Source organism: Pseudomonas sp. S07E 245, from assembly GCF_019599025.1.
In the GTDB taxonomy this organism is placed as follows: domain Bacteria; phylum Pseudomonadota; class Gammaproteobacteria; order Pseudomonadales; family Pseudomonadaceae; genus Aquipseudomonas; species Aquipseudomonas shirazensis.
Genome location: NZ_CP080625.1, coordinates 1,296,850 through 1,314,322, shown reverse-complemented (window position 1 = coordinate 1,314,322; position 17,473 = coordinate 1,296,850). Strand labels below are relative to the sequence as shown.

At 62.1% G+C, this 17,473-nt stretch carries 17 protein-coding genes, 2 pseudogenes and 2 riboswitches; of the genes and pseudogenes, 12 read left to right on the top strand and 7 right to left on the bottom strand.

All coding sequences use genetic code 11. From position 1 onward, the window contains the following. Positions 1-67 precede the first annotated feature (67 nt). Positions 68-265, bottom strand: a riboswitch (cobalamin riboswitch). Positions 266-382: 117 nt separating this feature from the next. Next, positions 383-607: riboswitch (cobalamin riboswitch) on the top strand. Positions 608-705: 98 nt separating this feature from the next. From K3F44_RS05875 to K3F44_RS05845, 7 genes are all read left to right on the top strand, one after another. Then, positions 706-891 carry a CbtB-domain containing protein gene (locus tag K3F44_RS05875; RefSeq protein ID WP_101319064.1) on the top strand — a complete coding sequence of 62 codons (186 nt, stop codon included), beginning with the start codon at positions 706-708 and terminating at the stop codon, positions 889-891. Between the two features lie 10 nt (positions 892-901). Next, positions 902-1,591, top strand: a complete 690-nt coding sequence (locus tag K3F44_RS05870) for a CbtA family protein (RefSeq protein ID WP_220633536.1) — start codon at positions 902-904, stop codon at positions 1,589-1,591. Next, a complete protein-coding gene (locus K3F44_RS05865) occupies positions 1,591-1,995 on the top strand; it encodes a cobalamin biosynthesis protein (protein ID WP_150569372.1) in 405 nt (134 codons plus the stop codon). The genes K3F44_RS05870 and K3F44_RS05865 overlap by 1 nt, the downstream gene beginning before the upstream one ends. Positions 1,996-2,025: 30 nt before the next feature. Continuing rightward, a complete protein-coding gene (gene cobM / locus K3F44_RS05860; protein ID WP_101319057.1) occupies positions 2,026-2,781 on the top strand; it encodes a precorrin-4 C(11)-methyltransferase in 756 nt (251 codons plus the stop codon). A gap of 61 nt (positions 2,782-2,842) precedes the next feature. After that, positions 2,843-3,085: a DUF1272 domain-containing protein gene (locus tag K3F44_RS05855; RefSeq protein WP_150571954.1), complete on the top strand. Its 243-nt coding sequence runs from the start codon at positions 2,843-2,845 to the stop codon at positions 3,083-3,085. Positions 3,086-3,311: 226 nt separating this feature from the next. Further along, on the top strand, positions 3,312-3,926 hold the full coding sequence (locus tag K3F44_RS05850) for a response regulator transcription factor (protein ID WP_150569375.1): 615 nt from the start codon (positions 3,312-3,314) through the stop codon (positions 3,924-3,926). Positions 3,927-3,937: 11 nt separating this feature from the next. Beyond that, positions 3,938-7,201: a transporter substrate-binding domain-containing protein gene (locus tag K3F44_RS05845; RefSeq protein WP_220633535.1), complete on the top strand. Its 3,264-nt coding sequence runs from the start codon at positions 3,938-3,940 to the stop codon at positions 7,199-7,201. On the opposite strand, the pseudogene K3F44_RS25065 reads toward K3F44_RS05845, so the two are convergent. The 3 genes and pseudogenes from K3F44_RS25065 to K3F44_RS05835 all read right to left on the bottom strand — a co-directional run. Continuing rightward, positions 7,176-7,604 (bottom strand): annotated as a pseudogene (locus tag K3F44_RS25065) (methyl-accepting chemotaxis protein); the annotation flags it as partial. The gene K3F44_RS05845 and the pseudogene K3F44_RS25065 overlap by 26 nt on opposite strands. A 108-nt stretch (positions 7,605-7,712) precedes the next feature. Then, positions 7,713-8,429 (bottom strand): annotated as a pseudogene (locus K3F44_RS25060) (PAS domain-containing protein); the annotation flags it as partial. A gap of 159 nt (positions 8,430-8,588) precedes the next feature. Next, a complete protein-coding gene (locus tag K3F44_RS05835) occupies positions 8,589-9,608 on the bottom strand; it encodes a LacI family DNA-binding transcriptional regulator (RefSeq protein WP_181107158.1) in 1,020 nt (339 codons plus the stop codon). 206 nt (positions 9,609-9,814) lie between these two features. On the opposite strand from K3F44_RS05835, the gene K3F44_RS05830 reads away from it, so the two are divergent. The 5 genes from K3F44_RS05830 to K3F44_RS05810 all read left to right on the top strand — a co-directional run bounded on the left by K3F44_RS05830 (position 9,815) and on the right by K3F44_RS05810 (position 15,008). Beyond that, positions 9,815-10,354: a gluconokinase gene (locus tag K3F44_RS05830; protein ID WP_150569379.1), complete on the top strand. Its 540-nt coding sequence runs from the start codon at positions 9,815-9,817 to the stop codon at positions 10,352-10,354. Between the two features lie 109 nt (positions 10,355-10,463). Beyond that, positions 10,464-11,816, top strand: a complete 1,353-nt coding sequence (locus K3F44_RS05825) for a GntP family permease (RefSeq protein ID WP_103437193.1) — start codon at positions 10,464-10,466, stop codon at positions 11,814-11,816. 125 nt (positions 11,817-11,941) lie between these two features. Continuing rightward, positions 11,942-12,238, top strand: a complete 297-nt coding sequence (locus K3F44_RS05820; RefSeq protein WP_188035840.1) for a hypothetical protein — start codon at positions 11,942-11,944, stop codon at positions 12,236-12,238. 425 nt (positions 12,239-12,663) lie between these two features. Next, positions 12,664-13,230, top strand: a complete 567-nt coding sequence (locus tag K3F44_RS05815) for a hypothetical protein (protein ID WP_220633534.1) — start codon at positions 12,664-12,666, stop codon at positions 13,228-13,230. Continuing rightward, positions 13,227-15,008 carry a hypothetical protein gene (locus tag K3F44_RS05810; protein WP_220633533.1) on the top strand — a complete coding sequence of 594 codons (1,782 nt, stop codon included), beginning with the start codon at positions 13,227-13,229 and terminating at the stop codon, positions 15,006-15,008. The genes K3F44_RS05815 and K3F44_RS05810 overlap by 4 nt, the downstream gene beginning before the upstream one ends. A gap of 96 nt (positions 15,009-15,104) precedes the next feature. Here K3F44_RS05810 and ureG read toward each other — a convergent pair whose 3' ends face one another. From ureG to ureE, 4 genes are read right to left on the bottom strand one after another with little or no spacing between them, the layout of a single operon-like run. Beyond that, on the bottom strand, positions 15,105-15,728 hold the full coding sequence (gene ureG / locus K3F44_RS05805; RefSeq protein ID WP_101319033.1) for an urease accessory protein UreG: 624 nt from the start codon (positions 15,726-15,728) through the stop codon (positions 15,105-15,107). Positions 15,729-15,739: 11 nt separating this feature from the next. After that, entirely contained in the window at positions 15,740-16,414 is a 675-nt protein-coding gene (locus K3F44_RS05800; RefSeq protein ID WP_220633532.1) for an urease accessory protein UreF, read from the bottom strand. Then, positions 16,414-16,959, bottom strand: coding sequence for a HupE/UreJ family protein (locus K3F44_RS05795; RefSeq protein WP_101319029.1), 546 nt, complete (start codon positions 16,957-16,959; stop codon positions 16,414-16,416). Before K3F44_RS05795 ends, K3F44_RS05800 begins: the two co-directional genes overlap by 1 nt. 12 nt (positions 16,960-16,971) lie before the next feature. Continuing rightward, entirely contained in the window at positions 16,972-17,469 is a 498-nt protein-coding gene (ureE, locus tag K3F44_RS05790) for an urease accessory protein UreE (RefSeq protein WP_150571947.1), read from the bottom strand. Positions 17,470-17,473: the final 4 nt, after the last annotated feature.

Sequence of the window (17,473 nt, the reverse complement as noted above, 5' to 3'; positions counted from 1 at the left end):
TGCAGGACGAGCGCCGCAGGCTGTCACAGCCGGGCTTGTTCGCCTCCGGATCACCCCGCCCGGATTAAAGTCGAAATCGTCTCGAGGCAGGTCTCCTGGCTTGCACCGCACCGGCGCCGGGCCGGTTGGATGACGCCTTCCCGCGCAAGGCGCAGTGGCTGTGTCGATCCTGATCAGTGCTTACAGTTGCGGGGGCAGCCGCGGCTTGACCGCGTTCCCGTCTTAGCTCCGGCCACGCCGGAGAACCTCGAAGCAGACAAGGCTACGCACCCCGGCGGCAAGCTGCAAGCGGCTTTAGGGGCTGTCATCTGCCATATATAGGCGGCTGAATGCACGCTGGCGTGCAACTTGTCACTTGCAGCGCGCCGCTGCGGCATGGTTTGCTAGCGCCTTGCGTTCAGGTGCCCCCTATGGGGTGAAACGGGAAACCGGTGCGTCGCTGGCCTCAATGGAGAGCCCGACTACTCCGGTGCTGCCCCCGCAACGGTAAGCGAGCGAAGTGTCTTGACCACTGTGCCAGGCTGTAGGGCATGGGAAGGTGACGCTTTTCAAGGAGCCCTGCTCCTCCTCGTGAGCCCGGAGACCGGCCTGCGTAGTCGAATATCAACACCCCGCGGTGGGCGGGCGCTGTCGCATTGCCCTGGGCCATCCATGCCCGGGGCCGGTGCGCTTGCCCCCTGCCTATAACAAGCAGAGGATTGCGTCATGCCCATCACCAGTGCCAAACACAGCATCGCCACCCCCGTCAGCCTCAGTCAACGCCTGGTCATCGCCGTCGGCGCCAGCCTGGTTGGCCTGTGCCTGGTGTACTTCGCCGGTTTCTCGCACATCGAGGCGGTGCACAACGCAGCCCACGATACGCGCCACAGCGCTGCCTTCCCCTGCCACTGAGTAGACTCGCATGATCACGCGCATTGCCCGTACTGCAGGGTTCAGCGGCCTGCTCGCCGCCCTGCTGCTGACCCTGCTGCAAAGCTTCTGGATCAGCCCGTTGATCCTCGAAGCGGAAACCTTCGAGAGCCCAGCGCCGGCTGCCCAGCATGAGCATGGCGACAGCGCCGTTGCTGCCCACGAGCACAGTGCCGAAGCCTGGGCGCCTGAAGACGGCTGGCAGCGCGTGCTGGCCACCACCGGCGGCAACCTGGTGGTTGCAGTCGGCTTTGCCTTGATGCTGGCAGCGCTGTACAGCCTGCGCGAACCCAACCGGGTCGCCACCGGAGCGCTGTGGGGCCTGGCCGGTTTTGCCGTGTTCTGCCTGGCGCCAACGCTGGGCTTGCCGGCAGAGCTGCCGGGCACGGCGGCAGCCGACCTTGGCCAGCGCCAGACCTGGTGGATCGGCACTGCGGCCGCAACTGCGGTCGGCCTGGGCCTGATTGTGTTTGCCCAGCATTGGCTGCTGAAGGTAGTCGGCGTACTGCTGTTGGCGCTGCCACACGTGATCGGCGCGCCGCAGCCGAGCGTGCATGAAAGTCTTGCGCCTGAAGCCCTGGCAACCCAGTTCAAGATCGCCTCGTGGCTGACCAATGCCGCCTTCTGGATTGCCCTGGGCTTGCTCAGTGCGTGGTTGTTCCGCCGCTCGCGGCAGGCTTGATGTCTGAGCCGCTACCCGCCGTGTATGTCGGCGTTGGCTGCCGCAAGGGCTGCCCCGCCGACCTGCTTGAAGCGCTGCTGCAACAAAGTCTGGCCAGCCTTGGCTTAACCCTGCATGCAGTGCAGGGCATCGCCAGTATCGAGCTGAAAGTCAGCGAGGCCGGCCTGCATCAACTGGCCGATCGCCTGCAACTGGCGCTGCAGTTTTTTCCCGCAGAGCAGTTGCAGCGTTTTGCCCCACAGCTCAGCCAGCACTCCGCTACAGCCTTCGCCCACAGCGGCTGCTGGGGCGTAGCCGAAAGCACCGCCCTGGCCTTGGCCGCGCGTGCTCACGGCAGCGCGCGGCTGGTGCTCACCCGGCAAACGTTGGCGGGCGCTACCCTCGCCCTCGCCAGTGCTGGATAATCGCCTCCATTTTATTTGCAAGGATTTGCCATGACGGTCTACTTCATCGGCGCCGGCCCGGGCGATCCGGAACTGATCACGGTCAAAGGCCAGCGCCTGATCCGGCAGTGCCCGGTGATCATCTACGCGGGCTCGCTGGTCCCCGCCGCAGTGCTCGAGGGCCACAGCGCCGAAACTGTCATCAACAGCGCCGAACTGCACCTTGAGCAGATCATCGACGCCATGCACAGCGCGCATGCGCTAGGCCACGATGTGGCGCGGGTGCACAGCGGTGACCCGAGCCTGTATGGCGCCATCGGCGAGCAGATCCGTCACTTGCGCGAGTTGGGCATCGACTACCAGATCATCCCTGGGGTAACGGCAACGGCGGCCAGCGCCGCGCTGCTGGGTTGTGAACTGACCCTGCCGGGCATCGCCCAAACGGTGATCCTCACTCGTTACGGCGACAGCTCGCCGATGCCCGCCGGCGAGCAACTCGGCGATCTGGCCCGGCATGGCAGCACCCTGGCGATCCACCTCGGCGTCAAGCACCTGCCACGGATCGTCGCAGAGCTGCTGCCGCATTACGGCGCTGACTGCCCGGTTGCGGTCATCCATCGCGCCACCTGGCCGGATCAGGACTGGGTCAAAGGCACGCTGGCGGACATCGTCGAACTCACCAGTACACGGGATTTTCGGCGAACTGCGCTGATCCTGGTCGGTCACGTACTTGGGGATACACCGTTCGCCGAATCAGCCCTGTATCGCGCCGGCCATGCTCACCTGTATCGCCCCGGCAACGGCTGATTGCCAGCGCCGCCAGCGCGGAGCAGACTCGACCTACCTTGTTGCTATCGGAGCCACGCCCATGCTGGAACTACGCCCCAACTGTGAATGCTGCGCCGTCGAACTGCCCGGCGACAGCCCGGATGCAATGATCTGCTCGTTCGAATGCACGTATTGCCGTAGCTGTGCCGAACAACGTCTGCACGGACGCTGCCCGAACTGCGCTGGTCAGCTGCAAAGCCGGCCGACCCGCGTTGGTAACGCACTGAGCAACAACCCCGCCTCAACTAAGCGCGTCATCAAAGACCACGCGCCCTGCGCCTGATTCCTACCGCCGGCAGGCCGGAAGGCCTGCCGCATCCTGATTGTTACCGTATTTTTTGTAGGAATTTTCCTCAGAATCACCTGGTTTGTTCATCACGCATATACTCGGCATTATCATGGACTGAGAATCGACGTATCTTGCGCGCTGCCTGAGGTTTGCGGATCAACCCTCAGCTACGTTCCTGTGTGATTCAGGCAACGGACCCTCTTCACCACAGGAGCTAGCAATGACAACCGTGATGCTGGTCGATGACCACCCAATCGTTCTAACGGCTGTACGCATGCTGCTTGAGCGCGAACGTTTTCGAGTCATTGGCACCGCCGAAGATGGTAAGGAAGCCGTGGAACTGGCCCGCAAACTCTCACCCCAGGTAGTGATCGTTGACATCGGCCTGCCCGAGCTGGACGGCATGGAGGTGATCAAGCGCCTGCAGCTGCTGGACCCACCACCCAAGATCATGGCCCTGACCGGGCAGCCTGCCGACCTCTACGTCAGGCGTTGCCTGGACGCCGGGATTGGCGCTTTCGTCAACAAGAACGAAGACATCGAGTCGGTGGTATTCGCCCTCAAGGCACTGATCAAGGGCTACTCGACCTTTCCGCAAATGTCGGTCAACAGCAATTCGCTGGAGTCTGAAAACGCCCGACTGGACAGTTTGTCCAACCGTGAAATGGAGGTACTGCGCAGGCTGGCTCGGGGCGAAAACAACAAGGCCATTGGCGAGTCCATGAACCTTAGCGCCAAGACCATCAGCACCTACCGCGGACGCATCATGGAGAAGCTCAAGTCGGAGTCGCTGGTGGAAATGATCGATCTGGCCAAGCGCAACAGCGTCAACTGAAGCTTTACGCCATGACCGGTCTGCGCACACTGCTACTCCTGATCAGCCTTAGCGGCGCGTCTGCGGCCGTGCTCGCTGACAGTCAGCCCCGGCAGTTGCTGGCACGCTCGAGCAGCGCTGCTGCTCCACTGGACCTTGCCGTCGATGACCGCGAGTGGCTGAACCAGCACAAGGTACTGGTACTCGGCAGCTCGGGGCCGGATTACCTGCCTTTTGAAATCAATATCACCCCAGCCGATCATGAAGGGCTCAATGCTGACTATGCCGGCTTGATCAGCGAGCAGTTGGGCATAGCCGTTCAAGTGCAGCGCTTTGACAGCCGCGAACAGGCGATCAAAGCCTTGCAGGACGGGCAAATCGATCTGCTGGGCAGTTCCAACGCAACCGAAGCCAGCAATGCCGAGCTTACCTTGAGCCAGGCATATGCAGACGACCTGCCGGTGATCGTCGCTCGACAGGACCAGGACAAGGCCGTGCGCCACGGCGATGACCTGGCCGGGCTGCGGCTGGCGATGGTCGACCATTACCTGCCGGCCAGTACGGTCAAGGCCCAGTATCCGCAGGCACAGCTGCAACTTTATCGCTCGACCTTGAGCGGCTTGTCTGCGGTCGCCATGGGCGACGCCGACGTCTACCTGGGCGACGCCATCAGCACCGACTACCTGATCGGCAAGAGCTACCAAGGCCAGGTGCGCATCGACCATTTTTCGGCGCTGCCCGGCGGCTCGTTCGCCTTCGCCACGCGCCGCGACAACTCGCGCCTGCTCAGGTTGCTCAACCAGGCCCTGAGCCGCATCAGCGACAGCGAGCGGCTGAACATTCTGCGGCGCTGGAGCAGCGGCAATACCAGCCTCCTGCTCCAGCGCCTGAACACCCCGCTGACCCCTGCCGAACAACACTGGATCGAACATAACCGCAGCGTCAAGGTGCTGGTCACGCCGTCCCTGGCGCCGCTGACCTTCGACGACGCCGAGCAACGCCCGAGCGGGATCGCCCCCGATCTGCTCAAGCAGATCAGCTTGCGCACCGGGCTGGATTTTCAGATCAGCGAAGTGGATGCCGTCCAGGAAATGGTTGACCAACTGCTGCGGGGCGAGGCGCAAATGATCGGCGCGATCGGTTACGGCAGCGAGCGCGCGGCACGCTTGCGCTTCACTCGCCCCTACCTGGTCAGTCCGCGGGTGCTGGTAACCCGCGCCGGCAACCCCGCCAGCACTCCGGCGGCATTGATCGACAACCGCCGGATCGCAGTAGTACGTGGCTCTCCGCAGGGTGCACTGGTGCAGCGCCAACATCCACAGGCGAAGCTGGTGGAAGTCGATTCACCACTGGGGCTGATGGAAGCGGTGGCCAACGGTGAAGCAGAAGTCGCCTTGAGCAGCCATATCAATGCGCGCTATTACATAGATCATGTGTTCAATCATCGCCTGCGCATTGCCGCCTTGTTTGGCGAGGAACCGGCGATGGCTGCCTTCGCCATGGCTGCCAATCAGCCTGAGCTGCATGCGATTGTCGACAAGGCGCTGCTGAGCATACCGCCCGACGAATTGGATCAACTGGTCAACCGATGGCGCAACACCACCCTGGTCAGTGACAGCCCGTGGCGCAATTATCGCAGCCTGGCCCTGCTGATGCTGGTTCTCGGCGGCGTGCTGCTGGCCGGTGTCGTGTTCTGGAACACCTATCTGCGCAAGCTGATCCAGCAGCGCACCGAGGCCCAACGGGCGTTGCAGGCGCAACTGCTCCTCAGTCGGGGCCTGCTTGAGCAGCTACGCCAGGCCAAGGACGCTGCCGAGCAGGCCAGTCAGGCTAAAAGCACCTTCCTGGCCACCATGAGCCACGAGATTCGCACGCCAATGAACGCGGTTATCGGCTTGCTGGAGCTGGCCCTGGAAGATGGCGCTCGCAGCGACCCATTGACCTTGCAGACTGCCCACGATTCCGCGATTGGTCTGCTTGAGCTGATTGGCGACATCCTCGACATCTCGCGCATCGAAGCTGGCCACATGACCCTGACACCGGTGCCGACCGATCTGATCGAACTGGTCCGTGCCAGCTTGCGCGTATTTGACGGCAATGCCCGGATCAAACGCCTGCAACTGCGCAGCGAGCTGCCTGAGCAGCCACTCTGGGTGCTGATCGATCCGCTGCGTTTCAAGCAGGTCCTGGCCAATCTTCTGAGCAATGCGATCAAGTTCACCGACCGCGGCGAGATCCTCGTCAGCCTCACCTGCGCGCCGGCCTCGGCAGAGCTGCTGCAACTGACCTTATGCGTGCAAGACAGTGGCGTGGGTATCAACCCCGTCAACCAGGCGCGCCTGTTCAACAGCTTTGCCCAGGTCGACGGCCCACGCGCCCAGCAAGGTGCAGGGCTGGGTCTGGTGATCAGTCGCAGCCTGGCCCAACTGATGGGCGGCACGCTGCAGCTGCAAAGCGTCGAGGGCCTTGGCACGCGCGTCGAGGTCAGACTGGCGCTGCCCAGCGCAACGCCTGCATCGCAGCCGCAGATCAGCGAGGCCACCCAGCAGCAACCCGGCCAACCTCTGCGCATTCTGGTGGTCGACGACTACCCGGCCAACCTGCTGTTGCTCGATAAACAACTGAACAGCCTCGGTCATCAGGTGACGTTGGCTGAAAACGGCCAACTGGCCCTGACCAGCTGGCAAGCGGGCGAGTTCGATCTGGTTATCACCGACTGCAGCATGCCGGTCATGGATGGTCATGAGCTCAGCCGCAGCATTCGTGCGCTGGAACGCGCAAGTGGCCAGCCTGCCTGCACCATCATCGGCGTTACCGCCAACGCGCAGGCCGAGGAGCGCGTCCGCTGCCTGGACAGCGGCATGAACGACTGTCTGTTCAAACCGATCGGGCTGCATACCCTCAAGGCGCACTTGCCGCGCTGCGCATTGAATCCGCCAACTCCGCGCCCAAGCGGATTCGACATCGATCAGTTGCGTAATTTGACCCAAGGTGACGAGCAACTGATCAGACGTCTGCTCGAGCAACTGGCACGCAGTGCCGCCGAAGACCTGGCCGCCCTGCACGCATTGGGAGCAAACCCGCCGAGCGCTGCGCTACGCGACCTTGCGCATCGCATCAAGGGCGGCGCGAAAATGCTCAAGGTGCGCGGGGTCGTACGCGACTGCGAGACACTCGAGCAGGCCTTGGCCTCGGACCAACCCAGCGCAGCCGCCCGGGAGCAATTGCAGGCAAGCCTGCACACCCTGCTAGGTGAACTGCGCGCTGGGCTCAATGCAATTGCAGAGTCGAACTGATCTGACCGATCGCATCGACAACGTGCCGCGAGCCTTGCTGAATCTCCAGAATGACCGTGCCCGCCTCGTTGACCAACTGCACGCCGCGCCCTGTGTGCGACAAGCTCGATTGCATGCTGGCGACCGCAGTCAGTGACAAGTCGTGGTTCTGCCTGACCACATCGACGATCTCCAGGGTGGCCTTGCTGGTGCGTGCAGCCAGATTACGTACTTCATCGGCTACCACAGCGAAACCACGGCCATGCTCACCGGCGCGCGCCGCTTCGATTGCGGCGTTGAGTGCCAGCAGGTTGGTCTGGTCGGCAATGCCGCGAATGGTCAATACAATCTGGCCGATGATCTCCGACTGCTTGCTGACAGCGTCGATGGTCCGCGCAGCGTCGCTCAGCTCCTGAGAGATTTGTTCGATCACCTGCACGGTCTGCTGCACCACCTCGCTGCCTTTACGCGCGCAGGCGTCAGTCTGCACGGAGCTGGCGTGGGCGGCATCGGCGGCGCTTTGCTGAGTGCTGACTTGGGCGGTGATGTCGCTGGCGAACTTGACCACTTTGACCAACCGGCCCTTGTTATCGAAGATCGGGTTGTATGAAGCCTCCAGATAGACAACCTGCCCTTGCTTGTTGATTCGCTCGAAACGGTGCGAATGGTACTCGCCGCGGTTAAGCGACGCCCAGAACTCGCGGTATTCGGCCGACTCACGCTCATGGGCGAGGCAAAACAGTCCATGATGACGGCCCACCACTTCTTCGAGGCGGTAGCCCATGGTTCGCAAGAAGTTGGCATTGGCAGTCAGTACCCGCCCCTCTGGTGTGAATTCGATCACTGCCATGGATCGGCCGATCGCCTGCAGCAGGGCTTCGCTTTCGTGCTCGTCGTGGATTCGCTGAGTGATGTCAGAGGCGACCTTGATCACACTGGTGACGCGCTGTTGCTCATCCAGCACGGGCATGTAACTGGCTTGCAGCCAGACCTCGCGGCCAGCCTTGTCGACGCGCTCGAAGGTACCGCTGATGGCCTCGCCTCTGCCCAGCGCTTGCCACAATTGCTGGTAGGCCGGGCTTTTGGCGTACTCCGGATCGCAGAACAGGCGATGATGCTTGCCCGCGATCTCCTGGGCGCTATAGCCCAATGCCTGGCAGAATTTATCGTTGGCGGCAATGATAGCGCCGTCGGCGGTGAACTCGATCATGGCCATCGACCGACTGATCGCGGCCAGTCTGGCCTCCATCCCCACCAAGGCCTGATGACAGCGCTGGATTTCGACGATATCGGATTTGCGATGGTAATCGAACATGACGCCGGGCTCCTTGCATGGACGGGGTGCCCTCAGCATAGATCGCCGGCGAAACGGCGCAAGCCCGCTGATATCACCTTACAATTATCCGCTTCAGGAGCTTTCCCGAACCATCAGCTCAAAGCCCAGATCCTGACGCGTGGCGCTCACCCGCTTGCCATCGAGCATCGCCAGCAGCGCTTGCGCCGCGGCCCGACCAACGGCAGCACGCGGGGTCCGGATCGAGGTCAACGGCGGCACCATGTGGGCAGAACCTGGCAGGTCGTTGAAGCCGACCATGGCCACTCGTTGCGGCACTGCGATGCCTTGGCGCAGGGCCTGCAGGACTGCGCCCTGCGCAAGGTCATCGTTACAGAAGAACACCCCGTCGACCTCCGGCGCCTGTGCCATCAAGCGGCTGAACAGTTCGCCGCCAAGACCAATTGACGAGGGCTGTGCGGCCAGCAGCTCCAGTTCGGGCGCTTGCAATCCGGCCTCAAGCAACGCTTGGCGAAAGCCTGCGGCGCGCTGCATTACCCGCGGGTCGAGCTGCGCGGCAATAAACGCCAGCCGCCGTCGACCCCGCTCGATCAAATGGCGGGCGGCAGCGTAGCCTGCCTGCTGCTGAGAGAACCCTACAGACACCGCATCTGCCTGCTCACCCAGCTCCATCATGTGCACACAGGGCACTCGGCTGGCAGCCAGCAAATGGCGCGAACCTTCGGTGCGATCAAAGCCGGTCAACAGCACGCCACAGGGCTGATAGGCGAGGTAGTTGCGGATCAGGTTCTCTTCTTCATCAACGTCGTAGTGATAGTTGCCGATGAGCACTTCGAGACCGCGCGGCCGCATCACTGCGTGGATCGCTTCGAGGGTATCGATGAACAGCTGGTTGGACAGCGATGGGATCAATACCACCACCGAATGGCTGCGCGCCGAGGCCAGCGCGCGGGCTGCCGGGTTGGCGATGTAACCCAGGGTGGCCGCCGCAGCGAGGACCTTTTCGGCCAGTTCAGGGGCAACGGTGGCGACACCGCGCAACGCCCGCGAGGCCGTGATCGGTGAAACGCCGGAGAGCCTGGCGACTTCTGCCAGGGTGGGACGACCAGTAGTGCGGGAGCCGGTGCGTGACATGGGTGTTGTAATTTTACTACTTGCCAAGGGTGGGGAACGGCCACTAAGGTAGCGCTGTCCCAGGACACAGGCAATGTAATCTTTATCAATTGCCCTGCGTCGAGCGACCATACTGCGTTAGACAAGACCAATAACATCCGGGAGGGTGGCGCCCACACATCGACGTCCATGTCGAGACAGCGCTATCTTACCTGCAGGAGGTACTGATGAACTCTCCCCTGTCCGCGATCGTGGTGATGGGTGTAGCAGGCTGCGGCAAGAGCTGCATCGGCGCTGCCATTGCCGCCCGCAGTGGCGGTCGGCTGATCGAAGGCGATGCTTTCCACCCCGCTGCCAATATCGAAAAAATGAGCGCTGGCGTGCCGCTCGATGATGCCGACCGTGCCGGTTGGCTGGTGCTGCTCGGCCAGGAGCTACAGGCCACGCTCAAGGCCGGCGAACGACCAATCCTGACCTGCTCTGCCTTGAAGCGCCGCTATCGCGATGCATTGCGTGAAGCGGTGCCTGAGCTAGGCTTCGTGTTCCTCGAGCTGACCCCTGCCGAGGCCGAGAAGCGCGTGCTGGCCCGTCCTGGCCACTTCATGCCTGCCAGCCTTATCGAAAGCCAGTTTGCCGCCCTCGAATCCCCTCGTGGCGAGCCACTGACCTTGGCGCTGGACGCTACCCGGCCGGTGGCCGCGCTGGCCGAAAGCGTACATGACTGGTTAAAGCCCTGCGGTGAGCGGGCATTGGCGCGAATCGCCTGAGCGGCGGTTTACCAGCTCACCAAAGACAGCGCTGTCTCGACGTTAAAAAGCACCAGAAGTTCCATAACGCTACGCCTAACAACAAAGACAAAACCGAGGCTCATTAATCATGTTCGGACTGGCTACCGATACGTTCCTGCTACTCGATGCCCTGGTGACCATCATCGGGCTCATCCTGCTGATCACCCACTTCAAGGTGCATCCTTTTGTTGCGCTGACGCTGGCTGCGGGCTTTCTCGGCCTGACCTCGGGCATGCCCGTGGCCAAGGTCATGAAGTCGTTTCAGGACGGCTTTGGCGGCGTGCTTGGCTTTGTCGGCATCGTGCTTGCACTGGGCACCATGCTCGGCAAACTGATGGCCGACTCCGGCGGCGCTGACCAGATCGCGCAGACTCTGATCCGCGCCTTCGGCAAACAGAAGGTGCACTGGGCCATGATGTTCGCCGCATTTCTGGTGGGCATCCCGCTGTTCTTCGAAATCGGCTTTGTGCTGCTGATCCCGCTGGTGTTCATCGTAGCCCGACGCACCGGGGTATCCTTGGTCAAGATCGGTATTCCGCTGCTGGCAGGCCTGTCCGTCGTGCATGGGCTGGTGCCGCCGCATCCAGGCCCGTTGCTGGCGATCGGCATTTTCAATGCCGACATCGGCAAGACCATCTTCTACGGTTTGCTGGTAGCGCTGCCGACGGCAATCATCGCCGGCCCGCTGTACGGCAATTTCATCTCGCGTTACATCCCGGGCAACCCGTCACAAGAGCTGATGGACCAGATTGCTCGCGAGTCCGACCAGCGCAACCTGCCAAGCTTCAGCATCACCCTGATCACCGTGCTGTTGCCGGTAGTGCTGATGCTGCTGAAGACGTTTGCTGATGTGGTGCTGCCCGCTGAAAACATCGTGCGCCAGTGGATGGACCTGATCGGCCACCCGATCACCGCCCTGCTCGCGGCGCTGCTGCTGGCGTTCTACACCTTCGGCGCGGCGCGCGGCTTCAACCGTCAGCAGATCATGAAGATGCTTGACCAGAGCCTGGCCCCCACCGCCGCCATCGTGTTGATTGTCGGCGCTGGCGGCGGCTTCAAGCAGATGCTGGTGGACACTGGTGTGGGCAACGTCATCGGCCAGATGGCGGTGCAAGCGCAGATATCGCCAATCATGCTGGCCTGGTTGGTGGCGGCGGTCATCCGGATCGCCACAGGCTCGGCAACGGTAGCGACCATCACCGGCGCTGGTATCGTTGCACCGGTGATCGCGCTGGTGCCCGGGGTCAACCGTGAGCTGCTGGTGCTGGCCACCGGCGCCGGTTCGCTGATTCTGTCCCACGTCAACGACGCCGGTTTCTGGCTGGTCAAGCAGTACTTCAACATGACCGTAGCAGAAACGTTCAAGACCTGGAGCATGATGGAGACCATCCTGTCGGTGGTCGGCATCATCTTCATCATGTTGCTGGCGCAGTTCGTCTGACCGTTGGTCGGGATACTGGCACCTAGGGTGGGGTGTAAGGCTCAAGTGAGATGAGGGCCTTGCCGCGTGATCAACGTCTGTTCCGCGGCAAGGCTGGCACTTTATCCACGCAAAGGAGCTTGCCCATGAAACGCTTCCTGCTGCTTGCCGTCGTGCTCGCAACGCCTTTGGCCATGGCCGCCGGTACAGGCCCGACCTACCCCGACGACCCGCATAACAGCGCGCCCAAGCCTGGCGCGGACAGCACGCTCAACCCTATCGAAACACCCATGCCACGCAACACTGACCCTCGCCTGAACGGCAATGATCCAGACAGCCCTCCTGCCAGCCAGAGCAACGATCACAAACTACCGGGCATGGGTACTCCCGACGCTCCCGTGGGCACTGGCCAGGGATCTGGCAGCAGTAACCCTCAGCCTTGAAATGACGCTTACCCGACGATGGCTCCCGGCGAATGCTGGCCAGATCGTAGGCAACTGATGACCCTCGCCTGGTAACGCGTGGCCTCAAGCGTTACCCCTCCTCCGCCCTCTAGGGCACGTCTGCGCGCTTGAGCTTCCTCACTTAACTCAGCGCTCAACTCCAAGTAGAGCCTTTCCTGCTTATCCGCAGATGGCGCCCGGGGCTTAATCCCGGCACCACCTGAGGACCACCGTCGCGCTTGTTTGCAGCAGTCCGTGACGGGTGTTCAAGGGACTTCGTAGCGAGGTGCCCAATGAAAATCACTTTCCGAATGTGCCACAGGTTGCACTCATCGCTTGCTCAGCCGTGCGTGCTGCTCGCGCTGTGTGCGGTGCTTTACGGCAACGCAGCCCGTGCCAGCCTCGAACCCGTGTTGGAGGCACGCATGACTGTCTGCACGGCACACCTGCAAAGCGTGGAAGAGCTGATGATTAGCCGTATTCAGCACATCGAAAACAGTGTCGGCGGTGAGCTCAGGCGCTTGCCTGAGCTGGAGGCCGCACGCGGGCGTCTGCAGCGACAGCTGCAACAGGAACGCCAGCGCAACCAATCCCTACCGTGGCGACCTGAACACGACCAGGCTCTGCGCGGCATCAGTAACGAGATAGCGGCTGTCCAATACTGCATTGCCATCGGCCGCTCGGCCGAGCGCCAGATCGCAGCAGTCAAGTCGCTGTTGGCCTCGTCACGCGAAACCAGGCAGAGCATTACCCACGACGTTGACGATTTCCTGTTTGCCGGCGACGAGTGCGCAGCAAACACGGCCAATCCGCGCAAATGCCAAGCCGATGCCCTTGCCCTGCTTGAGCCGCCTGCTCAAGCCAACCTGATCGCCGGCCGGCGTCTTCTGGAAAAAGCCTGGTCGCCTTTACGCGACCAAGGCGTGCGCTTCCCGACCTCCTGGGAAGTGGACTGCAGCCCCGATAACCCACCAAAAAGGCCATTACCATGAGCGAAGTCATTCCATTCATCAGCCGCAATGCTCGTATCGATAGCGCTATAAGCAGCCATATCGAAGCGCTGAGCACTGCCACACCGCTGCGCTTACCTGTCGAGCAGACTGCGCTGGTCGCCAACTATGTCGAGAAGATCGAAGGCACCTATGACACCAGTCGGGCCAAGCACGATACCGACCATGCCATCGACCTGCTCTACATCGCCTACAACACCACGCCCCAGGAGCAGGGAGACATCCGCGTCAGGATCGGCTCGATCATGAATGACTTGATCACCGCTCAGCAGGAGAGTGAGCGAGGCATCAAGAGCGCTATTCGCGTCGCCAATAGAATCGGCACTACCTTGCGCAACTGCCTACCCGACTGGCTTGACGTGAAGGAAGGCGGTGACCCGGAGCAAATCAAGGAATTCGTCACCGCTGATTTGCTGGCCATGGCCAACGAAATCACCCAAGCGGCAATTACCGTGCGCGACAGCCTTACCACGATCGCGGACAGATACGATGTCATCATCCGTAACACCGCCGAAGCGACCGCACGCAGCGAAGTCGCGCTAAGCGATACCATTCAGGCAGATAGCAAGCTGCAGAGCGAACTCGTCATCGCTAATGCTCGGCGCGAGATGCTCGAGGGTCTGGTCACCGACTTGCAGCAACAGGTTGCCCGCTATGAAAAGCTGGCGCAAGAATACGGATCACAGGCGAAGACCGCCGAGCAAAAATCGTTCTGGGCGTCGCTTTTGAAGACCGGCGCACAGATGCTGGGGGGGCTGCTGCCCATGATAGCCATGGGAGCTACCGGCGGCGCATCGGCCGTGATTGGCGGCGCCTCGATGGCAGCCGCAGCAGGGCTTGGCCAGCAGAACCAGGCAGATGGCCTGCACAAAGATATCCAGATGAAAAAAGCGCGCTCCGAGCTGCGTGCGGAGCAAACGCTGCTCAACGAGCAGCGTGACAAGTTGAAGTCCAACCTGGATGACTTGAGCAAGCGCAACGCCGACGCCGCTGATCCGGCCAAGGGTACCCTCGATGGCCGTATCAGCGATGTCCAGGCCGACCTTGAAAAGGTAGCCGCACGGCAAGGCGAACTCAGCCAGGAGCTGTCACAACTGGAGGAGGCGCTCAAAGCCATCGGCGAACATGCCGCATCGCTGAGTGATGAACAACGCAAACAAGCAGGTAATTTGCGCGACATGCAAATGCAGATGCTCGTTAAAGCCGAGGAGTACGAAAATACCCGCCGTGAGCAAGCTTCCGAGCTGGTAAACCTCACTGCCCTGCTTGCCGGCCAGCGGAACGAGAAACAGAACATCGAACTTGCCGTTCGATCGTTGAATCTGAGCGTGAGCGCACTCAAGCGGACCAAAGAGATCGTTGAAGAAATGGCGTTTTTCTTCAAATCATTTTCCGACTTCATGCAGGTCATCCTTGACCAGGCGACGGACCAGGTTTCCAGCTATGAGAGTGCCGGCAATAGCGCACGGCTGCGTGCCAATCGCCTGGCCCAGTTGGTCCGCTCTACCGACGAATTCTTTATCAGCCAGGCAGGACAGTGGCTGGCGGTTGGCGTGGTATCGGACCGATTTGCCCAGACTTTCAAGGATGGCTGGAGCAAACTCAACAAGCTGTCAGGCACGTACATTACTGGCCAGGAGCTGCCAGCGTATCTGGACCAGGCTTCTTTCACCCTGAAAATGATCATCGACGATCGTGAGAAGGCCAGTCATCAGCGCTTGGTCTACCTGGCCAGCTACCGCGACGAGTTGAGCGCTTGATCCCGCAGCGCTGATAGCCCGCTGGTAACCAACCCTACTGGTCGGCCCCTCGAGAGCCGACCAGTTGCTGCAGCCATGACTGATGGCGCTTGTGCCTTACGCCCTGACACCAAGCATGCCGCGCTCGACGATAAAGTCGATCACCGCTTGCAGCCCTTCGCCCTTTTTCAAGTTGCTGAACGTCCAGGGCCGCTCTGGACGCATGCGATTGGTATCACGTTCCATGACCTCAAGCGATGCGCCGACATAGGGCGCCAGGTCAGTCTTGTTGATCACCAACAAATCCGACTTGGTAATCCCTGGGCCGCCCTTGCGCGGAATCTTCTCGCCCTCGGCAACATCGATGACGTAAATGGTCAGGTCGGCCAGCTCGGGGCTGAAGGTAGCGCTGAGGTTGTCACCGCCGCTCTCGACGAAGATAACCTCAAGGTTACCGAACTTGCGCGCCAGTGCCTCCACCGCAGCCAGGTTCATAGAGGCGTCTTCGCGGATCGCCGTATGCGGACAGCCGCCGGTCTCCACGCCGACAATCCGCTCGGGCTCCAGGGCGCCGGCTTCGGTAAGAATGCGTTGATCTTCCTTGGTATAGATGTCATTGGTGACCACGGCGATCTGGTAGTGATCACGCATGGCCTTGCACAGGGCCTCGAGCAGCGCAGTCTTGCCGGAGCCGACCGGGCCACCGACACCGATGCGCAGGGGTTGCTGATAGCTTTGCATGTTGGCAGTCCTCAAGAACGGAACAAACGGGTGTATTGGGTTTCGTGACGCGACGAGGCGATGGCCAGCAGCGGCAGGCCGCCGCCCAACTGCTCGTCGTCCAGCTCCAGCGCCATGTCCAGCACCGCCGGCAGTTCGGCGGCCAGGTCGCGCAGTACGGTCTGCGCCGCCTGCTGGCCAAACGGCACCAGCTTGACGCCGGCCATGACCGCGCCTTCCAGCCAGGCAAAGCCGAGCCCCAGCGCCAGCTGGCGTATAGGAATTGCCCAGTGCACGGCGAGCCATGCCATCGCCCCTAACTGGGTGAGTTCAAGCTGCGGCCGCCAGGCAAGGTCTTGCCCGAGCTGCCAGCCGTCAAGAATGCGCGCCAGCGCGTAACCCCGCTGGCGCTCTTCAAGGCGCAGCTCGGCGGTCTCGCGATTGGCCAGGAGAAACTGACTCCAGTGCCCGAAAGCCTCGACGTCAGCACGCTCGCACGCGCGGTACAGGCGGGCCAGCAGCGGCCAGTCGAGATAACCGAGGGTGTCGTGCAACTGCTCACGCTGCCAGTTGCAGAAACCTTCGGTGGTGCTTACCCAGCCGGCCTCGACCGCCCATTCCAGCCCTTGCGAGTAGGTGAAGCCGCCCACCGGCAAGCCCGGGCTGGCCAGCTGCAGTAAACGCAGCAACGCCAGGTCGCTGCTCATCAGCCGACCAGCATGACAGCGGCCGACGCCAGCAGGCCGCCGCCACAGGCTTTCTGCAGCTTGGCGTGGCGGCGTAGCAGGCAACCGACGGTAAAGCCCGCGGCGAGCAACAAACCGCTGACGGTAACGAACCCGGCACTGAACAGCCAGAAGGCGCTTGGGGTTGCTTCCACGCCATGTGCCCAGCCGTGGAACAGCGCGAACAGCGGCATTGCCAGGGCCAGTAACACTTGCCGGCCAGGTACCAGCAACGCCGCTGCTGCCACCAATAGCGAGCCGACGATCATGCTTTCCATGCCCAGCACCCCACCGAACAGATGGCCAAACACAGCACCGGCAAACATCGCTGCCAGGGTTGCCAGCGGCAACAGCAGGTTGCGCCGGGTCAAGGCCGCCAGCACGCCGGTACCGAGCAACATCAGCAAGTGATCAAGGCCGGTCAACGGATGCAGCAGGCCATCGTGCAGCGGGCTGCTGTCATGACCGGGGTGCGCGAAGGCCGGTACGGCCACCAACAGCAGGGCAAGGGCGAGTGTCTTTTTCATCTGGGTTCCTTATTAGTGGGCAGCGGGCATACGCACGAAGGGGTGATCATTGCCGTGGGCATGGCTGTGTGGCGCACTCTGGTAAGCGCCGGCTTCAGGCTCGAACGGTGCCTGCTCGACCGTGACCTGCAGGCCAAGGCCACGGACCATGTCGTCCAGCACATAGTCATGCTGATAACGCAGCAGGCCGGCATCGATCTGCAACGGCACGTGGCGGTTGCCCAGATGATAGGCTGCCCGCGCCAGCAGCAACGGGTCGCTGCAGCGCACGGTCGAGACCGACTCGGCAGCAGCCAGCACGCGCACCAGGTGCACGCCGTCGGCATCGCCGAGTAGCTCGCCGCCACGCAGCAGGTGGCCACGCTCAAGCATCAGGCCGGCATCACGGCCATCGTCCAGAGTCACCCGCAGGCGGCTCTTGATCCGGCTATCGACACTCAGGGTCACGGTGCCGGTAATCGTCTGCTCGGCGCTGTCGGCGGCACTGATGCGCCGGTTGAGAACAATCATGGGT